The organism is Pseudomonas sp. TMW22090 (genome assembly GCF_022496665.1).
Classification (GTDB): domain Bacteria; phylum Pseudomonadota; class Gammaproteobacteria; order Pseudomonadales; family Pseudomonadaceae; genus Aquipseudomonas; species Aquipseudomonas gregormendelii.
On sequence record NZ_SCFH01000001.1, the window covers coordinates 1,063,857 to 1,089,650 of the forward strand.

At 60.8% G+C, this 25,794-nt stretch carries 19 protein-coding genes; 2 read left to right on the forward strand and 17 right to left on the reverse strand.

Annotation, left to right across the window (positions count from 1 at the left end; translation table 11 throughout):
• Window position 1 precedes the first annotated feature (1 nt).
• The 16 genes from sctE to EQV97_RS04985 all read right to left on the reverse strand — a co-directional run bounded on the left by sctE (window position 2) and on the right by EQV97_RS04985 (window position 21,830).
• Window positions 2–1,768: a type III secretion system translocon subunit SctE gene (gene sctE / locus EQV97_RS04910; protein WP_240888547.1), complete on the reverse strand. Its 1,767-nt coding sequence runs from the start codon at window positions 1,766–1,768 to the stop codon at window positions 2–4.
• Window positions 1,768–2,265, reverse strand: coding sequence for a type III secretion system translocator chaperone SicA (sicA, locus tag EQV97_RS04915; protein ID WP_122839698.1), 498 nt, complete (start codon window positions 2,263–2,265; stop codon window positions 1,768–1,770). The genes sctE and sicA overlap by 1 nt, the downstream gene beginning before the upstream one ends.
• 148 nt (window positions 2,266–2,413) lie before the next feature.
• Window positions 2,414–3,445 (reverse strand): EscU/YscU/HrcU family type III secretion system export apparatus switch protein, encoded by a 1,032-nt coding sequence (locus tag EQV97_RS04920; RefSeq protein ID WP_240888548.1) that lies wholly within the window; start codon window positions 3,443–3,445, stop codon window positions 2,414–2,416.
• Window position 3,446: 1 nt separating this feature from the next.
• A complete protein-coding gene (gene sctT / locus EQV97_RS04925; RefSeq protein ID WP_122839696.1) occupies window positions 3,447–4,229 on the reverse strand; it encodes a type III secretion system export apparatus subunit SctT in 783 nt (260 codons plus the stop codon).
• Between the two features lie 6 nt (window positions 4,230–4,235).
• Window positions 4,236–4,490 (reverse strand): EscS/YscS/HrcS family type III secretion system export apparatus protein, encoded by a 255-nt coding sequence (locus tag EQV97_RS04930; protein ID WP_122839695.1) that lies wholly within the window; start codon window positions 4,488–4,490, stop codon window positions 4,236–4,238.
• A gap of 14 nt (window positions 4,491–4,504) precedes the next feature.
• Window positions 4,505–5,167, reverse strand: coding sequence for an EscR/YscR/HrcR family type III secretion system export apparatus protein (locus tag EQV97_RS04935; protein WP_122839694.1), 663 nt, complete (start codon window positions 5,165–5,167; stop codon window positions 4,505–4,507).
• Entirely contained in the window at window positions 5,160–6,068 is a 909-nt protein-coding gene (locus EQV97_RS04940; RefSeq protein WP_122839693.1) for a FliM/FliN family flagellar motor switch protein, read from the reverse strand. Before EQV97_RS04940 ends, EQV97_RS04935 begins: the two co-directional genes overlap by 8 nt.
• The gene (locus EQV97_RS04945; protein WP_163019440.1) at window positions 6,065–7,321 is read right to left on the reverse strand and encodes a hypothetical protein; all 1,257 of its coding nucleotides are present in this window, start codon (window positions 7,319–7,321) and stop codon (window positions 6,065–6,067) included. Before EQV97_RS04945 ends, EQV97_RS04940 begins: the two co-directional genes overlap by 4 nt.
• Window positions 7,318–7,773 (reverse strand): hypothetical protein, encoded by a 456-nt coding sequence (locus tag EQV97_RS04950; protein WP_122839691.1) that lies wholly within the window; start codon window positions 7,771–7,773, stop codon window positions 7,318–7,320. Before EQV97_RS04950 ends, EQV97_RS04945 begins: the two co-directional genes overlap by 4 nt.
• On the reverse strand, window positions 7,757–9,046 hold the full coding sequence (gene sctN, locus EQV97_RS04955) for a type III secretion system ATPase SctN (protein WP_122839690.1): 1,290 nt from the start codon (window positions 9,044–9,046) through the stop codon (window positions 7,757–7,759). The genes EQV97_RS04950 and sctN overlap by 17 nt, the downstream gene beginning before the upstream one ends.
• Complete coding sequence (locus EQV97_RS04960; protein ID WP_122839689.1) at window positions 9,043–9,450, reverse strand: Invasion protein B family; 408 nt, start codon at window positions 9,448–9,450, stop codon at window positions 9,043–9,045. The genes sctN and EQV97_RS04960 overlap by 4 nt, the downstream gene beginning before the upstream one ends.
• A gap of 13 nt (window positions 9,451–9,463) precedes the next feature.
• A complete protein-coding gene (locus EQV97_RS04965; RefSeq protein ID WP_122839688.1) occupies window positions 9,464–11,515 on the reverse strand; it encodes an EscV/YscV/HrcV family type III secretion system export apparatus protein in 2,052 nt (683 codons plus the stop codon).
• 20 nt (window positions 11,516–11,535) lie between these two features.
• Complete coding sequence (gene sctW / locus EQV97_RS04970; protein ID WP_240888549.1) at window positions 11,536–12,636, reverse strand: type III secretion system gatekeeper subunit SctW; 1,101 nt, start codon at window positions 12,634–12,636, stop codon at window positions 11,536–11,538.
• A 1-nt stretch (window position 12,637) separates the two neighbouring features.
• Complete coding sequence (sctC, locus tag EQV97_RS04975; RefSeq protein ID WP_240888550.1) at window positions 12,638–14,287, reverse strand: type III secretion system outer membrane ring subunit SctC; 1,650 nt, start codon at window positions 14,285–14,287, stop codon at window positions 12,638–12,640.
• Complete coding sequence (locus EQV97_RS04980) at window positions 14,277–15,047, reverse strand: helix-turn-helix domain-containing protein (RefSeq protein WP_122839686.1); 771 nt, start codon at window positions 15,045–15,047, stop codon at window positions 14,277–14,279. Before EQV97_RS04980 ends, sctC begins: the two co-directional genes overlap by 11 nt.
• Before the next feature lie 276 nt (window positions 15,048–15,323).
• Window positions 15,324–21,830 carry an NEL-type E3 ubiquitin ligase domain-containing protein gene (locus tag EQV97_RS04985; protein ID WP_240888551.1) on the reverse strand — a complete coding sequence of 2,169 codons (6,507 nt, stop codon included), beginning with the start codon at window positions 21,828–21,830 and terminating at the stop codon, window positions 15,324–15,326.
• Between the two features lie 732 nt (window positions 21,831–22,562).
• Here EQV97_RS04985 and EQV97_RS04990 point away from each other — a divergent pair.
• Both EQV97_RS04990 and EQV97_RS04995 read left to right on the forward strand, forming a co-directional pair.
• Window positions 22,563–23,660: a hypothetical protein gene (locus EQV97_RS04990; RefSeq protein WP_240888552.1), complete on the forward strand. Its 1,098-nt coding sequence runs from the start codon at window positions 22,563–22,565 to the stop codon at window positions 23,658–23,660.
• Between the two features lie 555 nt (window positions 23,661–24,215).
• Window positions 24,216–25,193 carry a hypothetical protein gene (locus tag EQV97_RS04995; protein ID WP_240888553.1) on the forward strand — a complete coding sequence of 326 codons (978 nt, stop codon included), beginning with the start codon at window positions 24,216–24,218 and terminating at the stop codon, window positions 25,191–25,193.
• Between the two features lie 126 nt (window positions 25,194–25,319).
• Here EQV97_RS04995 and EQV97_RS05000 read toward each other — a convergent pair whose 3' ends face one another.
• The gene (locus tag EQV97_RS05000; protein ID WP_240888554.1) at window positions 25,320–25,793 is read right to left on the reverse strand and encodes a hypothetical protein; all 474 of its coding nucleotides are present in this window, start codon (window positions 25,791–25,793) and stop codon (window positions 25,320–25,322) included.
• Between the last annotated feature and the right edge of the window lies 1 nt (window position 25,794).

Below are 25,794 nucleotides of genomic sequence, written 5' to 3' on the forward strand. Positions count from 1 at the left end.
ATCAGGCTTTGATATTGCCCGCTATGGCGTGAGCGGCGTCTTGGGTATTGGCCTGAATCTTCAGGCCGATCTTGTTAATCCGCTCCGCAGTGTTGTCCTCGGCGTAGGCCAGAAAGATTTTTTCGGCCGCGACTTTTAGCGTTTCGGATATCGCCATGAGCATTTGCGCATCGGCGCGATGTCTGGCGGCTTCTTTCTGATGCATGCCCGACTTGACGCCCATGGCAGACTCGGCCGCTACCCCGACGGCTTCGATGACGGCCATGGCCGCCGATATCTGGTTACTCACCATCGCCAGCGAGTTGGGGTTGGTCAAACCAGCAGTCTTGAGCAGTTGGGACTGCACGTTGGCCAGCATGTCGGCCATCATGTCGGTCAAAGCACGCGCGCCTTGCTTGATCGTGTGCGGCAGCAGCTTGTTGAGCGCAGGTGAGAGCATGTTGCTCAGTTGGGCGCCCAAACGCGCCCCGGCGCTCTTAAAGAGCACGACCGCGGCCACCACCACGGCGACCGTGGCAACGGCGCCGACGATCGCTCCGAGGATCATTCCGGCGGTCTCCGCCGACTGGGCGTCGACGCCCATTGTCTGCAGCACATCGGCGATACTTTTGCCAATGGCCTGAATCAGCGGTGCCAGCACCCTGTCCATCAGCGGCTGGGTGGCCTTTTCCATGAACGAAACACCGGTTATCGCCTTGCCGACCTGGTCGCCGATCGTCAGGGCGAGGCCAACGCCAGCCAGGACCAGGCTCGCGCCACCGGTGAACACGGCACCGGCGATACTGGCGACCATCAACAGCCCGCCGAGGACCTTGCCGATGCAGCCCATGGCCTTGCTGGAGGCCTCAGCCTTGCGCACCTGTTGCGAATACTCCTCGGCCGCTTTATCGAGGAATTCCTGTCGCGCAGCCTGCATGGTGCGCCACGTCTCCATCTCGGCTTCAGCTTTGTTTTCGGCGACCTCGCCCAGCACCTTGGCGGATCCCATGACCAGTTCGATCATGGTCGCAGCCGCGCTCATCTGTTTTTTCATGCCCTCGATAATTTCCGGCGCAGGTTGACCGTTCAAGGCCTCCACTTGCCGGGCGAACTTCTCGGCGTTGGCCGCGGCTTTGATGAGCACCTCGTTGGCGGCCTCACGCACTGTTTCAGCGCTCTTCATTTTCTGCCCGGCTGCCGCCACGGCCTGTTTCGCCTGGTCGAGCGCCTTGAGGGCCTCGGTATGCTCTGGCGTATCGACCGGGGTTTCATCCAGCTTCGCCTGGGCCTGCTCCAGCTTGGCTTGCGCACTGTCCAGTTGCGCCTTGGCGGCCAGCACGTCTTTGGAGGCCTGGTCATGAACGGCGGCGGCCGCCAACATCACCTCGAGAGCGGCCAGGTATTTATCCGACAGTTCCTGGTGGCCGGCGGCCGCTGCCTCGGCAGCGGCTTTGAGCGATTCAAGGCGGGCTTTGAGCCCAGTGATATTCACCTCCCCGAGGAGCATAATCAGGGAGGCTAACAGCAAGGTCAGCGTGTCTTCGGCCTCGGGGTCGGCGCCTTTGATCGCCATTCTTGGCGCCTGCAGTTGCGGGCGCCCGGGTACCGGCCGGCTGTCGCCAGACGACTGGTATTCAACGCTCTGCAGCTCACCGAAGGCGGTATCGACGAGACGCTGATAGTCTCGGGTGCGGGCGGCTTTGCCGACAGCGTCGGCGTAGATGGACTCCTTGGCTTGATGCTCGGGAGACGACGGGGTAAATAAACGCAATGCTGCGTCAAAATTCATTACAACGTTTCCTCTGTATGGTCGGCCTCAACGTCGCTCAATACCGCCAGGTAGGCCTGGGCCTGCTCGCGCAGGCCCGGCTCCTGGACACGCTCCATGACGTATTCGAAACACAGCCTGGCTTTACCGGCGCGGCCCAGTGCCAACTGGCACTGACCGGTGTAAAACATGGGCCGATAATCGTTTTTGCCCTGGGCGAAGGCGACGGCGTAAAGGTCGATAGCTTTCTTGAAGTTCTGCTTGAGTTGATGCACCGCGGCCAAACCCATCCAGTACTGCGGGTTGTAGAAGTCGTAGATGCACAAAAAATGAAAAAAACGCTCGGCATCTTCCAGGCGCCCCTGCTCGTAGAACTCGTAGGCATAGGCATACAGGCTGTCCATCTGCTCGCTGCTGACGCCGCGAATGTCCTTGAGCGGCATGCCGTCAAGCACGGCCTGCATCACCTGCTCGGCAACCCGGTCTTCTTCCTGTTCAGTCTCTTGGCGACGACTCATGGGGTAACTCTCTCCTGAATGTTCCGTCAGCGGTGCTGACATGGCCATTAAGCCGGTTGAATGAAAAAACAGCCGCCAAAAAGCGCTCATAAATACTGACATTTGCCTGAGCGCTGCCGGCGGGCCGCAAGCGTTGGCGGTTAAGGCCTCAGGCCTGTTCGACCTGTTCGAGCCAGACCAGCAGGCGCAGGACGTTTTCGATCTCTTGCAACTGGATAAAGGTGTAGCGCTGGTGGGTCTTGAAAATACGCCGGGCCAGGGCCACGTCGGTGATCACCGGCACGCCGACCTCGGCGGCGTACTTGCGCACCGCCAGCGCCCGCTGATTGGTTTCCAGCAGCGAGATAAACGGCATGATGGTGACTTCGGGCTGGAAGTAGATACCGACGGCAATGTGCGTCGGGTTGGCGACGATGACCCGCGACCCGCGGATGTCGGACTTGATCTGTTCGGACAGCAACTCCCTGTGCAGGTCGCGGCGCCGGCCCTTGATCTCCGGGTTGCCGTCCTGATCCTTGTGCTCGCGCTTGACCGCCTGCTTGTCCATCTTCAGGTCCTTGATGTACAGCCAGTACTCGCACAGGGCATCGAGTATCAGGATCAGCAGGATGCAACCGAGAAAGGTCAGCAACAGCACCAGCAACAGGTGCGCCCAGATCGGGAACAGGTCCAGGGGCGTGGCGTAGAGTTGCGCGAACAGCAGGTGGCGCTGGGTCACCCACACCACCCAGAAGGCGATGACAAAACAACCCAGGTACAGCAGCGACTTGACGGTGTCCTTTACGGTGCGCAGGCTGAACAGCTTCTTGAAGCCATTGATCGGGTTCAGCGCGCCGAAGTTGATTTTCAGCGCTTCGCTGGCGATCGCCATGCCGGTGGTCAACAGGGTCGGCACGGCACTGGCCAGAAAACACACGACGATCAGCGGCAGGATGATCTTGAGCATCAACACCCCAAGCTCGGCGGCGTAGCGCTGCGGGTCGGCGGCAAAACCGGCAGCGAGAATGCGCCGGTACACTTCCATCACCTGCAGCAGCAGGCCGTTGCCGGCGAGGTAGACCAGGCCGCAGAGCATCAGGCAACTGGTGGACAGGTCCTTGGCCTTGAACGTCTGGCCTTTTTTCGCGGCGTCGCGGCGTTTTTTCGGGGTCGGCTTTTCGGTTTTCGAGGCGCTGGACATCTCAGTGCGCCGCCGGCGGGATAAACCAGTCGACCAGCTGTGCCGGCTTGTCGCGGCCCATGCGCTGGATCTCGGACGGCAGGTGCGCGCCGAAGTACAACAACAGCACCAGCAAGGCAATGGCGCCCTTGACCGTCAGCGACATCGAGAAGGCGTTCATTTGCGGGGCGAAGCGTGCGAGCAGGCCGAGCAAGGCTTCGGACAGCAACAGGGTGGCCACCACCGGCGCGCTGATGATCAGGGTCTTGCTGATCAACGGGTCGAGCAGGCCGAGCAGTGGCTGCACGCTCAATTGGCAACCGTGCAGCGGCGAGCACAGCTGGTAGCTGCGGCCCAGGGTCTCGACCACCAGGCCCATGCCCCCCGCCTCCAGGTAGATCACCGCGGCGAACATCTGCAGGAAGTTGGCCAGCTCCGAGGTGTCGTCGCCGTTGGCCGGGTCCACGGTGCTGCTGAGCATGGCGCCGCGCTGGTTGTCGATCAGGTTGCCCATGCCATGCAGCACCCAGAACGGCCAGGACAACAGGGCACCGAGAATCACCCCCACGCCCGCCTCGCGCAGCAGCAGGCCGTAGAAACCGAGCGCATCGAGGCGCGGCAAGGTGTCGGCGGTGTAGGGCCACAACGCCATGCCGACCAGCACGATCACCGCGTTGCGCGGCGCCCCGGTCAGCGCCCGGCTGTTGAGAAACGGCAACATGAAAAAGATCGGCGCCAGGCGCGCAAAGCAGATCGCCGCCCCCGCCAGCCAGCCGTGCAGATCAACAAACAGACTGATATTCATAGGGGCTTATTTCAACGCCAGGTGCATGACTTCGCGACTGAAACCGAGCAAGGTCTCGCCATACCAGCCGGACAACAGAAACAGGCAGATCGACACCGAGAGCAATTTGAAGCCGAACGGCAAGGTTTGCTCCTGCAATTGGGTGACGGTCTGGAACAGCCCGATCAGCAAGCCCACCAGGGTGGCGACGATAATCGGCCAGGCCACCAGGATCAGGATCAGGTACAGGGTTTTATTGCCGGCAAACACCAGGTCATTCATCGCGGTTACTCATTTCATTGCGCCACGGACAGGTACTGCCCGATCAGGCCGGTGGAAAGCAGCGACCAGCCATCGAGCGCGACAAACAGCACCAGCTTGATCGGTACGGAAATGATCACCGGGCTCATCATCATCATGCCCAGCGCCAGCAGGATGCTGGAGATCACCAGGTCGACGATGACAAACGGCAGGTACAGGTAGAACCCGATCTTGAACGCGGCCTTGATCTCGCTCAGGGCGTAGGCCGGCAACAGGGCGAACAGCGACGGTTCGAGCTCCTCGCTCGCGTCGTGGTCCGGGGCTTGCTGATTATCGCGGGCAAGCTGGGCGCGCTCGAAGAACTGCGCCAGTTCCGGGTCGGTGTAGCGGATCAGGTAGTCGCGGTAGCTGCCCAGGCCGTTGTCGGCGAACTCCACCACCGCATCGATGCTGGTGAACTCGATCTGGTTGGCCTTGTAGTAGTCATAGCCCTGCTGCACCACCGGGCTCATGACAAACACGGCCAGCATCAAGGCCACCGCATTGAGGGTCATGTTGGAGGGCACCTGTTGCAGGCCCAGGGCATTGCGCACAATGACAAACACGATCGAGAACTTGATGTAGCAGGTGCCGGCGGCGATCAGGAACGGCAGCAGCGAGGCCGCTGCCAGCAGCCCGATCATTGACACGTCATTCATTGCCCGGGCCTCGAAAAACCTCACGCAATTCCAGCCCCAGCTGCTCGTCCAGGCGCACCAGCTCGCCAACCGCGATGCACTGCTCGCCGACCCGCACCTCGACCTGCTGCAGGGCCTGGGCATCGAGCGGCAACACCTGGTGCTCGATGAAGTCATTGAGCTGCGCCATGCTCAGGGTGAGCTCGGCGAGCACGAACTGCAGCGTGACCGGCAGGGGTGACAATGCGCATTCGGCGAGGTCGGACGTGACCTCCTCGGGGGTAAGTTCCATTTGCAGGCCTTCTTCGATAAAGGTGAATTGACCGATACGACGCCCGGCCAGCCACAGCTGGCAGGTTTGTTCGGCGATCATCAGCACGTCGCCTTCGGCCAGGCGGCGCAGTTGTAAAGGGCTGAGTGCGGTTTCGCCCAGCACCACGCGCAAGGTTTGTTGCAGGCACCGGGTCCAGGGTTGCAGAGGCTGGGGTTGCCAGGCGATGTCGGTGGGCAGGCCGAGTACCCAGCAGGGCCCTAGCGCGGTTTGTATACAGGGCAGGTCGGCCGCTTCCAGGGCCGCGCCGTCGACGCTTTGAACATCGAACAGATGCTGGTAGTCGAGCACCTGCGGGGGCAGCTGCAACGGGCGCTGCAGCAGGCTGAAGAGCTCGAACAGGTTGTTCTCGACAAAGCTGCGCCCAAGCAACTGCGACCATTGCGGCCAAATGGCCTGCAACCATTGATCGCTATCGATCAGGCCCTGCCAGAGCCCTTGCCGGCCTTGCGCATGAAAACTGATGTAGCGCCCCTGGCGCGGCGCTCGACCCAGTTGCACCGGATGCCCGTCGCGCAGCCAGCGCGCCACGGCCTGGCGGCGCTGGTAATGCAGTGCCGGGACCTGGCGCAACAACGGCGTGCGCGTCATGGTTTCAGGCCCTGGAAGGCCGGCATGCGTGTCAATGCGCGGGGCGCATCGCCGGGTGCTTCATCGTCACCGGTGTCGTGCCGGCGACGCTCGTCGTGCGCCTGCTCGTGCTGCTCGTTCAGTTGCCAGAGCGTTTGCGGGACCTGCTCCAGGCCGTCGCGCAGATGGGCGGACACCTGGGCATTGCTGGGGTTGAGTAACAGCTGCGGGGGCATGTCGGCCGGCGCCTTGTTGATGGTGACCACACCGGCGCAATCGCCTTTGCTGAACGGCACCTGCAGGTAAGGCTGTGGCGCTTTCTCGGCGGGCACCTCAGGCTTGCCGGTTGGCGGCGGGTTAAAAGCGGCCGGCGGCGCGGCCTGGGCCCGTGCGCTGCGCTCGAGCCCGGCTGGCAACGGTTGGGCGCTTTGCGGCGGCGGGATGTCAGCATCGGCAGGCGTGGCCCCAGGCTCGGTGCCGGGCTTGGCCGTCGGCGTTGCCGAAGCGGTGCTCGCCTCGCCCTGCTGGGCATTGGCCGGCCCCGGTGGCGCCGGGCTTTGGGCCACGGCAGCCGAACCGCTGCCCGGCGCACGAGGTACGGCGCTGGCCGGCCACACAGGCGACTGCAGGGCCGGTGCCGTGACCGCCCCGCTGATCGCCGCGCCGTGCACGGCTTTGGCCGGTAACGGTGGCATCGGGATTGGGGCCAATACCGCCGACCCGCTGCCAGGCACGCGAGGCAGATCGCTGGCCGGCAGCACAGGCGACTGCTGGGCCGGTGTCGTTGCTGGCACAGGCACCGGCTTGATCGCGGGCGGCGGCATTACCGTTGCACCCGGTGGCGCCGGCCACTGTGCTGCCGGTGCCGGTGCCGGTGCCCGCGCTGGCGCTGGCGCTGGCGCTGGCGTGAGTGCTGGCATCGGCAGTGCCGTTGCGCCGGGTGGCGCCGGCCATGGCGCTGCCGGTGTCGTTTGCGGCGGGCGCCCCGGCGTGATCGAGGGTAGCGTCGGGGCGGGCATCGCCAGCAGGGTGGGCACGGCGCCGGAGATCTTTTCCGGCGCGGCTCCAGGCGCCTGCTTGAACGCTATCGAAGGCCGTGACAGGGGCTCGGGCAATGGTTGCAGTTGCGCAAGCAATACCAGCGTCCCTTGCGGCAGGTCTGGCGACTCGTCGCGCTCGTCGACAGGCGGCCGAGCGGTGTGTTCACCGGGCTCATCCAAGGGCGATACAGCCACCACAGGACGGGTTACGGGCGCAGGAGTTGAGGTGGTCATTTTTTCTTCACCAATAATTCTTCGATGTCATGTTCTTCGAGGCGCCAGCGGCGCGCACGATCCTCGGCCAGCAGGCGTTGTTCCAGATGCTCGTATTTCGCATGCCGGCCCAGCAGACTTTTGCGTTGCCGTTGCAGGTCATCCAGTTGTTCCAGCACCTCGCCATGCCGCTCCCGCACCCGGGCCCGCTCCACCTCCAGGTTGGCGATCTGGCGGCGAATCACCGCCTGTCTGCGCAATTGGGCGAACAACTGCGAGTGGCTCACGGTTTGTGCCTCCATGCGGTGACTCAGCAACAGCTCCCTGAAGCCCTCGGCTTGCCGGTCGATGGCGTCCAGCTCCTGTTCCAGCGGGCTCATGCGACGCCGGGCGGCGCCCATGGCCTGCTCACAGCGCTGTTGGCGATGATCACTGAAGCGCAGCAGACGGCGAACTTCAATCAATGAGGCCATGCAGGCTCTCCAGCGCCAGCGCCGGCTCACACGGCTCTGCCAGATCCTGGCGCAGCCAGTCGAGCAGCTCCTCGCGCCGGTCCATGGCGTGGTCGTTGGCCGGGTTTTCGCCCCGGCGGTACTCACCCAGGTCAAGGAACACCTGCAGCTCTTCGAGACGGGTCAGGACCTCGCGGGTGCGTGCCGCCAGTTGCTGTGTTTCGCGCTCGGTGACCTGGTGGGCCACGCGACTGGCGCTGCGCAGCACGTCAATGGCCGGGAAATGCCCGCTGGCCGCCAGCTTGCGGCTGAGGTAGATGTGCCCGTCGAGGATCGAGCGGATTTCCTCGGCAATCGGGTCCGGCTCGTCATCGCTTTCGAGCAACACCGTATAAAACGCGGTGATACTGCCGGTGGCGGTGACGCCGGGACGTTCCAGCAAGCGCGGCAGGGAATCGAAGACCGACGCCGGGTAGCCGCGCCGCGCCGGGGCCTCCCCGGCGGCCAGGGCCAGGTCGCGCCGGGCCCGGGCATAACGGGTCATGGAGTCGAGCAGCAGCACCACGTTGTAGCCCTGGTCGCGAAAGTATTCGGCGATGGTCGTGGCCTGCAGCGCGGCGTTGCAGCGGTCCACCGAGGAAAAATCCGACGTGGCGTAGACCACCACGCAGCGTGCGCATCGTTCCGATTGGCGCAAGGTCTCGACAAACTCGGTGACCTCGCGCCCCCGCTCGCCAATCAGGCCGACGACAAAAATATCGGCCTCGCTGTGGGCGATCAGCATGTTCATCAGCGAGGTCTTGCCGGAACCGGCTGCGGCAAAGATGCCGATGCGCTGGCCAATGCCACAGGTCAGCAGGCCGTCGATCACCCGCACGCCGGTGGCCAGCGGCCGGTCGACCGGGCGACGCTGGTGATAGGCCGGCGGCGCCGCATCCACCGGATAGTCCTGGCCGTCGAAGGCATCGCCCGGTGCCAGCCGCTCGACAATGACGCCTTGCGGGTCGACCACGGCGCCGAGCATCGCCGAGCTGCAATGCAGGCTGAGCAAGGCGCCGGTAGGCACGATCAGCGATTCGCGGGACAGTCCCCGCGCCTCCCCGAGCAGGCTGAGCAGCACCGCGTCCGGACAGAAACCGATCACCTGCGCCCGGGCGCTGATGTGCGGGTCGCGCCAATCGCGGCGGACTTCGCAGACCTCGCCAATCACCGCATTGCCCAGCGCCGCCTGGATCAGCGGCCCATTGAGGCGCAACGGGTGAGCGCCATGGCGTTCCAGCAGCAGCCGGTTCATTGGCGCACGAGTTCGCACAGCGTGGTCAAGGCCGCCAGGTAATCTTCAATGGTGGTGGCCAGTTGCTCGGCGCTGCCATAGGCGCTTTCGGCGAGCAATACCCGCACTTCCAACTGGCCGTTGATTTCAGCCAGTTGCATTTGCTCGGTGCGGGCAAACGCGCAGCCTTGCATCAGAAAACGCAACAAATGTTCCGAACAGTGCCCCAGTAACATGTCGCCTGATTCCACCAGCGAACTCCAGAACCACAGCCCGTCATCGATCACGCCCATATTGATGTTGGGCAGGCTGGCGAGTTCGAGCTCGATGGTGCTGTGGCCGTCGAAGCTCCCGATCTGTTCGTCGCTGCAACCGCTTAACTGCAGTGCGTCGCGGAGCAAAGAGGCAATATCGATATGTTGCATAGGGAAATGTTCCTTACAGGGTCTTGATCACGTTTACGGAAATGCTGTCGGAAATCTCACCAAAGGAAACGACATCCAGTTCACGGAAGCGGCCTTCGATAAATTTCTTGATGTAGCGCCGGATATCGACCGACGCCAGGATCACCATGTCTTTTTGCGCGAAGTGCAGGCTGTCCAGGCCCAGGGCCAGGCGGTCCATCAGTTCGTCGCTGGCGGCAGGCTCCAGATTGAGAAAATTGCCGGCTGAGGTCTGGCGAATGCCCTTGCGCATGACGTCCTCGAACTCCGGTGACAGCAGCAGCACGCGCAGGTCGTTGCCATTGGCGAACTTGTTGCTGATATAGCGCGCCAGGCTGCCGCGCACGTGTTCGACCAGGGCCAGCACGTCCTTTTCCCGGGATGCCCAATGGGCCAGGGATTCGAGGATCAGCTTCATGTTGCGCACCGAAATGCGCTCGCCGATCAGCCGTTGCAGGATCTCGGCGACCTTCTGCACCGTGGCATGGCGGTACACTTCCTTGAGCAGGTCGGGGTAACGCGCCTCCATCTCGTCGAGCAGGGTCTTGGTTTCCTGGACGCCGAAAAACTCGTTGATATTGCGTGCCAGCAACGTCACCAGGCAGCGATAGAATTCGTCATAGGCCGGTCGCAGCTGATGCCCCAGGTTCTGCAACTTGTCGCGGTGTACGGTCGGCGCCCAGATGCTGGCCTGCTTGTTGCTGTCCAGGCCGGTGCTCAAGTCGAGGTTGAGGTGTTCGAGTTCGGGCTTGTAGTCGACGATGCGCAGGCGGTCGAAATGAATATCGAATTGATCGGCGCGTACTTCGTTGATCAATACCGCCACCTGCCCTTCCGGCAGCGCCTCGGCGCCGCGCAACCGTGGCTCGGGAATGCGGATGCCGTAATCAATGAAAAACTGGCTGCGAAAGCGCTCGCATAACTGGGCCTGGCGCAGTTCCTCGAGGCGCTGGGTGGGCACCAGCAGCATCAGCGCGATGGTCTCGGTGGCCATGTTGTCGACGTTGTCGATCAGGCCCAGCTCGCTGCCCGGCTGGCCATCGGCAGGCGCCTGGGCCGCGCTGGCCGAGCGGCTGCCCGCCTTGCCCTTGGCCCGATGGCGAAAATACAGCAGCGCCACCAGTGCGCCGGCCAGCAGCAGGAACACGCCGACCGGAAAACCGGGCAGGATGCCGACCCCGATCGCGAGAAAGGCGGTGACCCCGATCACAAAGGGATTGCCCAGCATCTGGGCCATCATGTTGCGCCCCAGGTTGGCTTCATCGCCGTTGACCCGGGTCACGATAAAGCCGGCGCCGATGGCGATCAGCAGGGCCGGGATCTGCGCCACCAGGCCATCGCCGATGGTGAGCAGGGTGTAGGTGTGCAAGGCCGTGGTCATGTCCATGCCCAACTGGCCGACACCGATGGCAATGCCACCGAGGAAGTTGACGAAGATAATGATGATGCCGGCAATCGCATCGCCCTTGATGAACTTCATGGCGCCGTCGAACGAGCCGTACAACTGGCTTTCACGCTCCAGGGTACTGCGCCGCTCCTGAGCTTGCTTGGTGTCGATCGAGCCGGCCTTGAGGTCGCCGTCGATGCTCATCTGCTTGCCGGGCATGCCATCGAGCGAGAAGCGTGCCGCCACTTCGGCGACCCGCTCCGAGCCCTTGGTGATGACGATGAACTGCACGATGGTGACAATCGAGAAAATCACGAAACCCACCACCAGGCTGTCGCCGATGACAAATTCGCCGAACGAGGCAATGATTTCCCCCGCATCGGCCTGGGTCAGGATCAGCCGGCTGGTGCTGATCGACAGCGCCAGGCGAAACAGCGTGGTGATCAGCAGCAACGCCGGGAAGGTCGAGAAGCTGAGGATGCGCTCGATGTAGAACGAGCCCATGAAAATCAGGATCGCGATGACGATATTGAGGCCGATCAGGAAATCCACCAGCACGGTCGGCAAGGGGATGATCAGCATCGCGATGATCATCACCATCAGCGTCAGGATCAGCAGTTCCGGCCTTGAAGTAACGCTACGTAAAAATGTATCGAACATGTGTGTACAGACCTTGAGCACTAAGGATTAGAACGGCCCACAAGGGCGGCGTGACGCTGGATGGTTTCGTGGGCGAACACCCTGTCCGCCAGCTGGGTAAATTGTTCGGCAATGCGCTGCAAAGACTCTTCATCGTCGAACAAGCTGGCGGGCAACGACAGGCAGGTCAGGCGCAACAACTGCAACAGCTGGCCACTCTCGCAATGTTCGACCCGCAGGAACTGGTCACCAAAGACCCCGTGCAGAAACTCTTCGAGCTCGTCGGGGAACTTCAGCAACCCCAACAGGAACACCAGCCAGTCAGGTTCACGGGGGTTGTACTTGATCACCAGCGCATCGCCGAGCAGGCGCTGAATGAAGATCGCATCGGCGGAACGCAAGCGCTTGAGTTCACCCAGCTTCTTCAACAGCTGGCCAAACTCTTCACGGGAACAGCTGGGGTCCTGGGCGTCGATATCGGTGAGCAAGGCGGCTTCGATAAATTCCAGGACCGAGCCACGGTGCTGATGCCCGTAAAGGGTTATCCAGTCTTCATAGGACTGGACGGCACCTTCGTCGGACTCAAGGAATGAGCGGTAGGTGTCACGCATCAGGCTGGCGCGCAGCATCAGCGCCTTGCCAAACATCTTGGCCTTGAGGGCCGAGTTGATGCCGGCCTTCAGGCGCTTGGGCGCCGCCTGGTTCAGTACTTGCTGGAGCAGGGTTTCCAGGCGCTGGCGGGGGGCGTCGGCCAGGTTCCGGGCGCGCAGCAACTCGCGCAGCACCAGCACCAGGTCGCTGTCATCGGGGAACAGGCCGCGCGCCTGCGCCAGCAGCCATTCGATACTGCGATCAGGCAGCTGGGCCAGCTTCTGGACCTGGCTCGCCTTAGGCGCCACGTCCTCCTCCAGCACCCGCTCGAAACTCTCGGAAAGGCCTTCGAACTGGTTGCCGAAATCCCCTCGACGGCGAAACTGCGAGCGCAGCGAGGCGGCCATTTCATCGCTGTTTTCGACGAACTGCTGCGCTTTGGCCAAAGCGATTGAATCATCGGCGGGCTCCTCATACTTGACCGGAACCTGGTTATCCTGTTGTGCACGCGTCAGTTGCATGCGCTGAGGGATACCGCCGATGGACGCCATTTCAACGATCCATCGCGCGCAGCACGGCGCGGTCGGCGGCATCGCGGGGCACGGCCCCGATGACTTCGGCGCCGATCTGCGCCGCGCCGGGTGCCAGCGGGGTATCGAGTTGCTTGGGCTGGATCAGGAACACCCGCACGGTGTTGGATTTACGCGCCTGGCGATAGCTGAACAATCGGCCCAGGTACGGGATATGCCCCAGCACCGGGATTTTTCGGAGCACCTCGCCGCTTTCATCCCGGGTGAAACCGCCCACCAGCAGGCTCTTGCCCTGGGGCACCCGGGCAACCGTACTGATACGGGTACGGCCCACGGTCGGCAAGCTGTCGGGGCCGGCATTTTCCGACAGAATCGCGTCACCGTCTTCGATGTTCAGTTCCATCTCGACTTCGCCGACCGGGGAAATCCGCGGCAGGACACTGACCAGCGTGCCGTAGGTGACATGCTCGAGTTGCGAGTTGCGCTCGCCCACCAGCTTGGCGTAGAAGGTGCGGTTGTTGTCGAAGATGGCCGGGACATTTTCCTGGGTCAGCACCACCGGGCGCGACACCACGTGTGCCCGGTTATCGGTTTCCAACCCGGCGACCGCTGCCATGAACGAGGCGCCATCGAGGGTGCTCAGGGACCCGCCATTGAGCGAGGCCTGGGCCTGCGAGCCGACCTTGAGCGAACCGCGCCAGTTGACCCCCAGCTCGTTCAGGTCATCCTTTTGCAAGTCAATGATCCACAGGGTCAGTTCCACATGGCGCTTGGGCTCATCCAGGGCCGCGGCGAGGTTTTCGATGAACCGCACCTGCTCGGGCAGGCCCTTGACCAGCAGGCTGTTGGTGTCTGGGTAGGCCACCACGCGAATATTGCCGGCAGCCAGGTCGCGGGCCACGATGCGCGGCGCATCCGGGTTACCGGGCGCGGACTCCAGGGAGCCCAGCCCTTGCAGCGGAAAATCCGGCAGCCTGCCGCCCCGCCCGGACTCCTGGCTGATGGCGGTTTCCACACCACGGGTTTCGCCTGCCAGCAGGGTTTCGATAGCGCTGGCCATGCCGGGGATGGTGATCTTCTGATCGCGCAACTCATACTGGCGATCACCGACGAAGGTGTTATGCAGGTTGATCACACCGATGCGCTGCTGCCCCAATTGTAGGTCCGCGCTCTGGGTGTCCATGAACCTGGCCGCCTGCATCACCAGGTCAACGTAGATCGGTGGCCCGGCGACGTAGAACGTACGCAAGCCGTCATTGCGCAGGGGGTAGCGCGCGTCCAGCAGGCCGGAGCGGCGCAGAAAGCCGTTGAGTTTTTCGACGGTAATGGTGCTCAGTGAAATGACCGTACTTTTCGCCTCGGCGGCTTCGTAGACGTACAGCGACTGGCCATCGCTGTACCAGATGAGCGCCATCTGCCGGGCGATACGCTCCAGGGTCTGCTGCGGCTCGGCCAGGGCAAACTCACCGGAGATGGTGCGCCGGGCCGCCGCCTTGCTGAGTACGATCGGCTTGCCCAGTGGCGCCGACAAGGCATCGAAGAAGGTCCGCAGGCTTTCCTGTCGGGCGACGTAACCTTCTCCTTCCCGGGCCGGCGCCGCCAGCGCGGTAGCCGGCAACACACCACACAGTGCCAGCGCGATGGCGGGTGAACAAAAGCGTTTAAACATCATCAACTGAATCGTCCGAAAGTCGGGTAATGTCGATTAAACTGCTCGGCGCAACACCGACCAGTTCTCTTACTTCCTTGGAGAAATGCGAAGAGGAGGCATACCCATGTTCCAGGGCGATGTCGGTGAGCGAACCACTGCCCTCGACCAGGGTCAGCAGCGCCCGGGCGGTACGCCATTCGCGCAGCTCCGGCTTCGCCGCGCCACCGAGCGCCTGCTGGCAAAGCCGGCGAAAGTGCGAGACCGACACGCCATAGCGGCCGGCCAGGTCTTGCAGCTTTTCACTGCCCACCCCCTCCTGCAGCAGAAAGCCGAGCAACTGATAGCTCTCGCCCTGGCGCAGCAAGTGTGCAAACGCCTGATAATCGCGCCCCTCGCGCAAGGCGAGCGAGAGGTACCAGAAGTCCAGCGCGGCGCCGGTCGCCTGGGATAAAAAGCCATCGCCCAGCCAGGCCCAGGGTTGTTCCGGTACAGACTGACCGTTGGCGGGCACACCCTGATCGATGAAAAATTGCAGTTTCACCAGGCTCATGCGCGACACCGGCAACAACCTGGCGCTGCCCTCAAGCACCTGCAAACCGGGCCTGGCGGCCAGCAGCCCGGCGCTACCGGGCGGCAGGCACCACTGCACCGAGCTGTCCCGGTGCCCCAGATACAAAAATGACGGGCCATTGCGAATGCGCACGACACGCTCGCCAGGCTTGGTCGAGGCGCACCAGCCTTGGAGCGTTGCGGTCGCCTCTGACGATTCATCTGTGTGCATGCCCGACACCTCATTGCTTGCCACGGGTATTTCCCGACGAGCATTGTGTGGGGGCGGCAGCGACCAATCTTGATGAGAAAGTGATGACCGAAGCGAATCAGGCGGGGCCGCCCGGCTATTCGCAGAACGGCGTATCGCCCATACCATTACCCTCGGGTCACGGCCGCAGTTGAAGCGCCAGGAGTCGGGCGGCTTTTGTTGGTGATGCCGAAGCTGAATGTCTCATATAGATTGATTCCAGCCAGCCACGGGCACTTGTATAAAACGCTCGCTGCTTTAAACATCAAAACGCAGGTCTATTTCCCGCATGTTGTTGTACACCCAAGACACCCAGTCCTCGCAACTTGCGCACGTGCTGTCGGCCGCCCTGAACGTCTCGCGGCGAAACTCGGCACTGGTCTCCAATCTTTCCAGCCAGCCTGACACCGCTTGCCTGAATACCTCGTCGTCGAACATGTCCGACTGATACAGCCGCCCCAGGAAGGTGGAAAATTCAGTTGCGTGCGCTTCGCCTTCGAAACCGAGCCATAGACTCCGCCAAGCCTCTCCCTCCCGCCCAGGGGAGCATATCGCCACCATTTCTCCCAGCCGCCGGGTGTACCAGCTCGGCGCATCCGCGAGACTGCCAAGCTCCACATCAGCTTGATTCGGATGGCGATATGGGATCTGTGATTCGAGGTGGCGCCAAGCGCGGCTACTGATAAAATTGTCGCCCATATTGACTTTCACGGGCGTCGCAAGGTCCATTACAAAGCCGGGTATGTCCCTGAAAGCGTTACCCTCCAGCTGGAATATTTCCAGCATTGGCAAACGAGGCAATGGTGGCAGGCTGCGCAATTGATTGTGCGAAAGGTCCAACCGGGATAACTGAGCCAGGCGCACATTCCTGAGAAAGGACACGTCTGCCAGATTATTATCGCGCAGAACCAGCGTACGCAGTTCAGTCAACGCGGCGGGAAACGTCGATTTTGTCGGCTGAAGACTCGGATTGAATGTTACGGACAGCGAACGCAATTCGTACAGGGAGTAGTCCAGTACCATCTCACGCAACTGCGGATTGTACGTGACGTCCAGCGTTTCCAACTTGTTGCAGCCACGCCCCACTCTGAACTCGCGCAACTGCGAATTGCGGCTGATCTGCGCCGACTTCAATTCGGACAGATAGGACAAGTGCAGCTTTTTTTCGCCACTGCAATTGATGACATGGAGTTTTTCCAGTGCGCGCATTCTGTCCAGCGGCAACGCCTGCCGGACGATGATGCCCTCGAGGTGAAGCTCCTTTAAGCTGAACATACTGGTCGGCAGTCGTACTTCAAACGGCGTGCTGACAGCGCTATCGCAGACAATCTTTAAATAAAGCAAACGCGTCATCTGCTCGGGCAGAAGCAGGCGCGGCTCAAGACTGCCAGGGCTTATCACGATTTCGAGTCGAGACATGTCCGCAGGTATGTCTTCACTCCTGAAAATGTTCATCAACGCACTGGGCACTACACGCTCGATCGCCCACACCGGCCTTTGGGCGCCCTCCAATAGCGTTGCCAGCACCAGCTCTTCGCAAAGGTCCCACATGGGGGCCCCTGTTTCGTCCAGCGTATTGAATTGTTTAAACAGGTACTGGGCGGCGCGCTCGGGATCGCTATGGATTTTTTCACTGACCAGCACTTGCTGCAACGCCAGGCGACGCGCCTCTGGCGGCAGGGCCTGCGCATCGCGGTAGGGCCTCCAGGATTCGTGCTGTAGATAGGCGCCCGCCCAGGCGGGCGTCCTGCCGCCGTTGATGCGCGCCCTGAGCAATGCCATTTTCAGAATATCGGCGTCGGCTGGAAACGAGAACGCAGCCACGTACACGGCCACCGCCCGCTCGTCCGCGAAGGCTCCGGATTTGATCAACGCCTGCTGCTTCGCTGCAAGCAATACTCGCTCGGGAAACTCATCGAGCGGCACCTCGTGCCCCATGATCCGGTCGGCCAGCAGACGCTTGCGCACCTCCTTTTTCAAGCAATCGAATTCCTTCAAATAGGCGTGGGTAACACTTGCGCCGGGGAACGCCTTGAAGCCGATCAGCACTTGCTCCGGCGTATAATAATTAAGGACGGTTTCCTTTCTGGCGTACTTTATCGCCCACAGCGGCCAGTCGGCTTTTCCATGTGTGCCATACCTGAGCGCGTCGTCCAACAACCATTCACCCAAGGCATGCCCGGTCGGTGCATCCGAGAAATCAAAATCCGCCGCTATTTGCTTGAGCGTATTGGGATCGAAATTTTTTTCGAGCGCGTTGGGGTCGAAGGGTTTCTGCCCGAAAATGCCATAGGCACGCCATCCATCACTTTTGTTCTTCAGAAACCCATAGGATGATTGTGGCAGCGGTTTATGATTCTCGATCGCACTCCGTAGCGCGCGGATGACCTGCGCGTCCGAGCGAATGTCGGGATCCAGCCTGAACAGCTGGAAATACGTGTTCCACTGCTCCTCGCTACTGAATCCGGAAGAGCCTGCGCCCTCACCCAGCAAGTGCGATTTTTCCGCTGTGCCGAGACTGGAAGACCCCGCCCCCCCACCCAGCAAGCCCCCCTTGCCGGGCTGCCAATAACCATTACGATAGTGCACCGGCTCGCCATGACCATTGGGCCGTACCGGATCGCGCACGCGCACCGTCGCCCAGGCATCGTCCGAATACACCTCGTACACCCGGCCCTGGTCCTGGTAACGATTCAGGATAAAATACTTGCCGTCGATGGCGTAGAAGTCGCCCGCTTGCGCTTTACCGGGGCGCACACTCAGTTTCGACTCGGGCTGCAGCGTGATATCGCCGCGCGCCAGGACGTCGTTGAGCCGCCCCAAGGGGGTAAAGACGCGGTTGCGCTGACGGACCATGGTCTGCACGTCGCTGGCAAATTCGTCCGTACTGGAAAAGCGGACCTTGCCCGCCCAATGCAACACCTTACGCAACGCGACCAGGCCGCTGACGACATCGAACGTATCCAGCCACAGCGTCGCCACATCGCCCAAGGCCTCATTCAACTGGCCGCGCGCAAGCTTGCGTGACGCGCCGTTGACGTCGTGGGCCGCCAACCCGAAGGTTCCCGCGCCGCACGCGACGGCAGCGATCCCGGCACTACCCGTCATGCACAGCGCGCCGACCGTAAAGCGCAGCCCCTTGAGCGCTTGCTCCCACCGCACCTGATTGCGACTGGTCGCGGCTTCCCGGGCGTTGTCGATCTGGTCATGCAACCATTGTTGAATGACCTCACGGTTATAATCCTTGATCGGTACCGTGTGTACCTTTTTACCCACCGCGCCGCGCAGGGCGTTATCGATCAACGTCTCATAGCGCGTCAAGGTCCGCGCCTGCAAATCGTCGCGGTAGGCCGGCGTGTTTAACCGCTGTAGATAGTCGGAGCGTTTGAGCAGCTCCAGGCCGTACGGGCCGTCCAGGTATACGTAATCGTCCCCCAGCTCCTGCGACAGCACCAGGACCTCGGGAATCCGCACGCGGCCGATATGCAAGGCGTGCAGGCTTGCGCCATCTCGGGTGGTGTCGGGCAAGCCGTCCACCAGGCGTTTGAGCGCCTGATGAGGGGCGTGGTCGAGCTGGCCAGCGCCCTTCGCCCGTGCCAGCGCCACCTGCAGACCCTGCTTGATCAGCCCCTTGTAAAGCCCGCGCCAGCGCTGCCCGAGCTCGTCTTCAGGCTCGAGACGCTGCTCAAGGTTGGCAATGAAATCGGTAGCGGGGTAGGTGCTGCGCAAATACTCCTGCAAACCCTGCTTGCCTTGCGGCTGGTTCATTGCATGGGCCACTTCCGGGGTCTCGTGCTCGATCGTTGCGTATTGAATGAAATTATTGCTCGGCGCAAACACGTTATCGGCTGTCCTGCGATAGCCTTCCTGGACCCCGTCGGTGAGGCTCATGCTCCTGCCGTTAAACGTGATGATGAGGGTATCGGCATCGACGGTGGCATTGGCTGGCACCACCCCCTCGTGGTGCAGGGTCTGGGTCAGCCAGGCAGTAGCGCCGCGCTGGGCAACGGTGCGCAGGGTCGGGAAGTATTCGTCATTATATTCTGCAAACGCCCGCCGGGCCTGCAGCAGCACGTCCTCTTGCGAGGAGAGGCCGGGATCATCGAGCCGCGCTTGCAGCCGGGCCTGCTCCCGGTCCAGCTGCGCGCCGGCCCGGCGCTCGAGTGACGCGTGCAGGTTGACGTCGGCGTCGACGACCTGCACGTGCGCCGACGTCCAGCGATGCGGTTGCCGCCCATATTGCTCGAAGAAGTGCTGCCAGCTCGCCCGCTGCCCAAGCGGGACAGCCTCCAGGACCACCTCCGGCAGTGGCCTGGGCACCCGCGGTGTGTTGAAAGGACCGAGGTTCGGCCGGGTCACCAGGCGGCTTTGCAGCCCGGCCGGGGTGGCAGGCGGCTGGACCTGGGCCTGCAATGACTGGCGAAGACGCTTGAGATCCAAGTGCTGGATGATCTCCTGCTGCGTGCTGAACGTGCCGATCTTGTGCTCGGCAGGACAGTACACCACCACGCCGTCTTCCTCACCGCCGGCGTTACGCCGGACAAACACCTGCCATTTCGGAATTATCAGCGTGAGCGCATCAGGCCCCTGGCCGGTGGACAGTTGCAAGCGACCGACCGTCACCTGCGGATCGCCGTTGAGCGCCGCGGTCATCACCTCCAGTCCGGGAATATAACTGCCGCCGTGCAGGTCGCCCTTGAGCTTGCTTTCCAGCACCGTGAGCAGCAGTTCGCTCAAATCCACATCCGCCAAGGCTTTTTGCAAGGCTGGCCGTTGCGCCTTGAACGGCTCCAGCGAATCATAATCAAGGCGTGCAAGGCGCTGGTAACTGTCCGCCAGCCGTTGTTGGTGCTCCAGCCACAGCGCCCGCTCCTGCGGGCTCGCGGTCTGCAACCAGTGATCGGCCGGCAGCTGGCCCTTCACCCACTCGCCAAAGACCTGCAACTGAATCTCAGTGTCTTGCCAGCGCGCACTGACGAGAGCCTGCGTGACCCAGGCGATAACCTCGCGGGCCATGGCCTCATCAGCCTCTTGTGGCACAGTCCGGGCCTCGACGTCGCGCCGTTGGCGTACAGGCACAGACGCAGGGGCGTCGAATTCGGCGAAGTCGGCCTCGGGCCCGGACTGTATAAGGTCGCGCAGCCCGGACAGCGCCGGGCCAAAATCCTTTTGCAGCAGTGCCATGACCCTGGCCAGCCGCACACGCTCATCATCCGCCGCAGCCGGATCGGCCAGCATCACGTGCAGTTCCCGCAGTGTGGAAGTCAGCGTGCCATCGCGATTTTGGTGAAAATGGCTCAATGCCTGCCACACCGCTTCCCCATGGGGCGTCAACTCGGTAAAGACCGACCCATTGCCCGGCCCTGCCGGTGTGGGCATCAGGTCTGCGGTGTCGGGACGCCTCGCGGCCCGGTATAGCGCCACGGTGGCGCCGCTGACAGTGACAGCGCCCAGGCCCGCCACTGCGCACCGGCTCTGCGCCGTGGCGATCAGCGGCGTTGTCGTCGGCCGATACACCGCGTAAGGGTCCTGGTGGTACAGGGGCGCCTGCACATCCACCTCCCGCTCGATGACCGCAGGGGCGCGCCACATCATGCCGACGGCCCCCCTGACAACGCCGCGAGCCACTTGTCGAACCAATTGCACAACACCCGCGGGCCTGCTCCCCACAGAGGTGGATAACGGCTCGCTGGCGCTGGATGGCAGTGAGGCGCTGCGCTCAAACAGCCGTTGGTCCTGGATCCAGCGCATCCGCACATCGGCTGTGGCCCTGTCGTCATACCTCAGGTGCGTGATCCCAAGCGGCGCCGCAGGCGCGGGGTTGAGCCACGCCAGCAGCACGTCTAACGGCGGTTGCGCGTGTTGCTTGAGGCTGGCGCAATTACCCGTCAGCCGATTCAGCGACTGCAAAAAGCGCGTGAATTCCAGCGCGGGGCTGCCCACGTGTTTGCGTAGCCTGCCCGCCAGCGCTTGCTGGCCCGCCTCGGCCACCGCGCCAAGAAAAACACTCAACAGCATCGAGGGCAACGTCATACTGGTCAGCCGATACAGGCCGTACATCAGCATCGACAGGGACAACGGCCCCTGTTCCAGGGCGCTGCTGATGCCATCGAGAAACTCGCTGGGCGTGGAGGCGTGCTTGAGCTGCGAGCCGATCATCCGCCAATCGTCACCGAGCGTTTGCGCGCTCACCTGCCCCCGGCAACAGGCAATGAGTTGCCTGGCCAGCGGTGTCAATGCAAAGTGGCGCAACAACAGCACAGTGACAAACCGCTGCACCACGCCCAAGGGCAACTGCACGAACCACTCCTGGAGACACAGCCACTGATTGAGCTGGCGATACTCCACCAGCGCCTCACTCTTCGACGCCTTCTTCTCGACTCGCTCCCATCCCTTTTGGAGCTCCGTCTGTTGCTCAGCGAACCCCTCGGGCAACGCCAGGTAAGCGGTTGTCCCAGTCTTGCCCCGCGTCAAGGCCATTTCAATCACCTTGCCCTGGAACACCGCCAGGTAATTGAGCAGCAGATGCCTGACCGGATCGACGTCGCGGTAAGGTCCGCCCCGCCACACGGCATCACGGTCTGCCTTAGGCAGCGCGTCGCAAGCGTCTTGCAGCGTACAGCCGGTGCACAGGGCCTGCGTGATCGCCTTCACGACGCTCGACTCCAGCTTCGCAGCAGGCGGCAGACGCTGTAAATGCTCCACGACAATAGCCTGCAGCGCCGCTTGCAGGAGCGGGTGCAAGCCATCTGTCAGCAGCAACATCTGCAACGCAGCCTGTGCCTGCCTGGACTCTGGCGGTCTCCACGACTCGCCGCGACCGGTCTTCGCCTGTTGCACCGGAGTGGGGAGCATGGGCTGGCGGATGCATTGCAACGCCGACGCCAGGAGCGAGGGAGCACGGTTGACGGCGCCACGGACAGCGGTGAAGGCAGCGATCAGAGGCTCAGATAACGAAGGAGGGGCGATACCCATACGACGCGACTCTAGTGATAGTGATTGGATTCAGGTTCCTTGAGCTGACCTCGACAGCTCTACACCCGCAACAACAGAGCGAAGGGGTTGCCAGGCGATGGAGCCCGCTCAGGTCGCTGCGAAACTGCAGCCGCACCATGATGGGTCGCCCTGCAGAAAGCTGCTTGCAACAACCGCTCAGCGTGAACCACCTGCCTGTGCCGATTGGCTTGCGGCAGTGTTCACGACGTACGCCGAAACGACATCAGCACCCTGCCCATATCGCGCAGATCCAGCCTCTGGACCTGTGATGCGAGCGCTTGCAGCCTCCAACGGCACTGTCGGAGCCTTTGCCGTAAGCCGCCCGCGGTGAAACCCCAGCCTACCCACACTTGGCCGCAACGTGTCGGGGCCTGGTGGCCCTCGACAACTCGCTGAACCTGTGCGACGACAGTGAGCGTTTTATGCAGGCAACTTGTCAGCGCCAGCAGTAGCGTAGCCTTTTAGTTTCTAAATGAGAGTGAACAACTTATGGGGACTGTGATGCATGTGACAAACATGGGAACACCGGGCACCTACCGACCTGCGGATGAATCCCTCGGCGCCAGAACAGTTTTGCAGCCCGAGCTGTCTTCCACCAACAATGTCAGCGGCAAGCTGTCATCGATCGGCCAGGCAGGTGCCCCGAAAAAGCGAGCAGAAACAACAGGTCAAAAAATAATAAATTTTCTTAAAGCCCGGCTTCCGGACCAAGTGGCCTATATTGGAATATCATCTCTTGTACCGACTCGTTTCAACGTTAGCGCAATTATACGATCAACCCCGGGGGACTTAGTCATCCTTGAGGCCACGACAAATATAAATAAACTTCGTGCAGATTTTCGCCTGCTCCAATCCCACTTCGAATTCTTCGACAGCGAAAGTACCAGGCTGTTTGCCTTCGGCCAAATGTGCGAAATTGATGACACCGTCCAGTCTTCCTTGAAAGAGGCCCAAAAGCTGAAGAGATCCCTGAGTGCCGTACATATCAGCGCGATTGGCCTTGACACCTTGATCGAAGAGTATGAATCACTTGGTAAAAATCTCGACAGCGGGCGGCTTACCAACTTCCACAACAATCGGAATATTTCGCAAGCACGCATACAACGGATCTGGAAAGACATCGACCCCACAATCAACAAGATTGAAAAACTAGCGGACATCCCGAGTCCAAGAGTGGCAAAGAACATGGGTTTCTCCTCTGTAGAGGATGCAAAACTGCGCCTATCCGAAAAACTTTCCAGTACCTTGAAACAACTGGAACAGCAACTTGATACTTTCGACAAAAATCCTGGCATTCACCACAAAAGCATTCGTCCTCAGTTGAAAAAAATGATCGACTTCATTAAAAAAGCTGATAATGACCTAATTTTCAATGAACGCCAGAAAAATCGCCAGGAACATCTTGCACAGAAAGAAGCCGCATCATCGCTGAAAAAATACGTGCCTTGTAAAACTGCTTCAGCGGGCCAGAAATCCATGCTCGGTGAAAAAGTATCATTTCATCAATTTACGGAGATAAAGCGCCAGGGAACGCTTGAAAAGACAGATCTTGGCCCGATGCCTGATACCGTTTCTTTGTCCCCTCCTGTAGTCAGGTAAGCTTGAATGGCTCCGGGCATCAGCCTGGAGAATCGCCTATACAACTAGCCAGGCAGAGCGAGGGGTAGCGTTATGGGTATTTCGAGGGAGGTGAGGACACTTGGAACACTTAACAAAGGTAGCACCAAACAAACCGTGGTCGCGCGAACAGTATTGCCTCGAGCCAACAGGTCGCGCCGCCTAGCCGCCTCCCTACCAGCTTTCTATCAACCGGTAACGGTTCAAACGCCCTGGTGCCGATAAAGAACAGCGCTCCGCCTCAGGGGGCACGATCGTCAGCTCAAGCACGCCCAGAATCAACAGAACAGATCTGCGAAAAAAATATTGCCATGGCCGATCGATTGCTGAAAAAGCCCCCAACTGGCACCGCCAGGAACACAGGCTTCATATCGGGAAGACCAGCCCTCAACTTCTGCCAAGAGCGCGTAGCGCAAGACGACTTGATATTTCTTGCCCATCGAGGGAGGAGCGACTTTAACAATGAGATTTTTGTTCGTATACCGCTAGAGAGCAGCCGTGACGTGGATGTTTTTATTCATACTTGGAGCCAGCCCCATGACAATGAGCATGCAAGCAACCTACAACGCTATTAACGCAGCGACCCGACACCTTGCTGACAACCCGAAACTCCCGATCTGGTCCCCTCCCAAAAACAATGTGCGGGCCTCGCTGGTATCAGCAAACAACATTGTTAGTAATTTTAGCCCTGTGATCGAGCAGCCCTCCTCCCAAAAAACTGCATCGCCATATAAAAGGTTTACTCATTTTTTCCAATGCAAGAAGGCGACGCCCCCACACACGCCACACGCCCAAAAAAACACGCTGAACTTTTATAGAACTACCGTTTATTTTGATACTGATGCCATCAGGCGATCATTTCCGGGCGAGACATTACAAATCAAGACCAGTAAAAATATACTCACCCTATACCAGATAGCTGATTCTAAAGAAAAATACTACTGGTCTAAACCCGAAATAGCCGATCAGAAAAATGAACCTGCTTTTGTAGTCCGGGACATGGAGGAAACCCTTCGTCAACTCATCGATACTCAAGCAGAAATTGAACGCTTTAAAACTGATCTTGGCGACAATCCTATATACCACTTTGAACTCAATTTGCTAATTGACCATTTCACCTCATTCAGAGAAAAACTCGAGTTAGCGATTATCGCCCACATCGACAAACAACGAACCCTCTCAACAGAAAAAATAAAACAAATCTGCTCGAACAGTGAGCTCATTGCAAAACGGACCGAAAAGCTATTAAAAGAAACCAATAGCCTATTCTCCAATAAAGCAAATAACAAAAGTCAGAAGGAAGCACTAAACAACGACATCCAAAACTTGCGAACCGACCTGGAATACGCATACGACACAGTCAGAGAAAGTAGGACTTGGTATTTCAGCCACGAACTTATGGAGATGAATAACGCACTCACCGTCGCTAAAGAGGCCCGTCTCAGGCTGTATATACCGAAAATCCCACGTCCCACACTGAAACAATCACCCGCCCCCACACAATCGAACTGCTGAGTCGACTGCGGGACAAAAAATAGCGTTTGATACAAGGCGACCGCGCACTAGCAACAGTAGTGCTTCTGCCTGGGCGCCCGGACAGTATGACATTAGCGTTAGGTGTGCTGCCGCTGAGGGTCGGACCTAGAGCCTGTCACCCATTTCAAAGTCGTTCCCCACGGCACCGTTAAGCTCGGCTACGCCAGGGACACCTCTGCACCAATTCAACGAGGGGTTGGCACCAGCGCAGGCCGAGGAAAAACTTAACGTCGTGTCCGGGATTAGTTGACCACTACATGTAGCCCCCTGCAGTTTGAACATCTGCACCGTCTTCCAGCCATCTAACGAGTACACAGGAATTTGTTTCCCCCCGCCACCCTCAATATAAGCCTTGCCTTCCTTGGAGGAGACCCCGGCCGGCAGGGGGGTTGGCACAGGGGTCTGGAGCCGCGTACAGCCCGGGTTACTGAGGTCGGCTGATGGCAACAACGCATTGTCCGATAAATTGCGCACCGCTTGCACGTCCTCCACCACTGCCCAAGGTCGGAGAACACTGGAAGTGTTGGCGACCAGGCGCGAAGGCGGGACACTCGGCAGCGCTTGATTGTCGACGTTCATG

Bases quoted from the DNA above. Each gene is read 5' to 3' on its own strand.
- sctW (WP_240888549.1), bottom strand. From the start codon at position 12,636: ATGGCGTCCATCGGCGGTATCCCTCAGCGCATGCAACTGACGCGTGCA.
- sctN (WP_122839690.1), bottom strand. From the start codon at position 9,046: ATGAACCGGCTGCTGCTGGAACGCCATGGCGCTCACCCGTTGCGCCTC.
- EQV97_RS04945 (WP_163019440.1), bottom strand. From the start codon at position 7,321: ATGACCACCTCAACTCCTGCGCCCGTAACCCGTCCTGTGGTGGCTGTA.
- EQV97_RS04930 (WP_122839695.1), bottom strand. From the start codon at position 4,490: ATGAATGACCTGGTGTTTGCCGGCAATAAAACCCTGTACCTGATCCTG.
- sctE (WP_240888547.1), bottom strand. From the start codon at position 1,768: ATGAATTTTGACGCAGCATTGCGTTTATTTACCCCGTCGTCTCCCGAG.
- EQV97_RS04940 (WP_122839693.1), bottom strand. From the start codon at position 6,068: ATGACGCGCACGCCGTTGTTGCGCCAGGTCCCGGCACTGCATTACCAG.
- EQV97_RS05000 (WP_240888554.1), bottom strand. From the start codon at position 25,793: ATGAACGTCGACAATCAAGCGCTGCCGAGTGTCCCGCCTTCGCGCCTG.
- EQV97_RS04985 (WP_240888551.1), bottom strand. From the start codon at position 21,830: ATGTTGCTGCTGACAGATGGCTTGCACCCGCTCCTGCAAGCGGCGCTG.
- EQV97_RS04980 (WP_122839686.1), bottom strand. From the start codon at position 15,047: ATGCACACAGATGAATCGTCAGAGGCGACCGCAACGCTCCAAGGCTGG.
- EQV97_RS04960 (WP_122839689.1), bottom strand. From the start codon at position 9,450: ATGCAACATATCGATATTGCCTCTTTGCTCCGCGACGCACTGCAGTTA.
- EQV97_RS04965 (WP_122839688.1), bottom strand. From the start codon at position 11,515: ATGTTCGATACATTTTTACGTAGCGTTACTTCAAGGCCGGAACTGCTG.
- EQV97_RS04920 (WP_240888548.1), bottom strand. From the start codon at position 3,445: ATGTCCAGCGCCTCGAAAACCGAAAAGCCGACCCCGAAAAAACGCCGC.
- sctC (WP_240888550.1), bottom strand. From the start codon at position 14,287: ATGATGTTTAAACGCTTTTGTTCACCCGCCATCGCGCTGGCACTGTGT.
- sctT (WP_122839696.1), bottom strand. From the start codon at position 4,229: ATGAATATCAGTCTGTTTGTTGATCTGCACGGCTGGCTGGCGGGGGCG.
- EQV97_RS04995 (WP_240888553.1), top strand. From the start codon at position 24,216: ATGACAATGAGCATGCAAGCAACCTACAACGCTATTAACGCAGCGACC.
- EQV97_RS04950 (WP_122839691.1), bottom strand. From the start codon at position 7,773: ATGGCCTCATTGATTGAAGTTCGCCGTCTGCTGCGCTTCAGTGATCAT.
- sicA (WP_122839698.1), bottom strand. From the start codon at position 2,265: ATGAGTCGTCGCCAAGAGACTGAACAGGAAGAAGACCGGGTTGCCGAG.
- EQV97_RS04935 (WP_122839694.1), bottom strand. From the start codon at position 5,167: ATGAATGACGTGTCAATGATCGGGCTGCTGGCAGCGGCCTCGCTGCTG.
- EQV97_RS04990 (WP_240888552.1), top strand. From the start codon at position 22,563: ATGCATGTGACAAACATGGGAACACCGGGCACCTACCGACCTGCGGAT.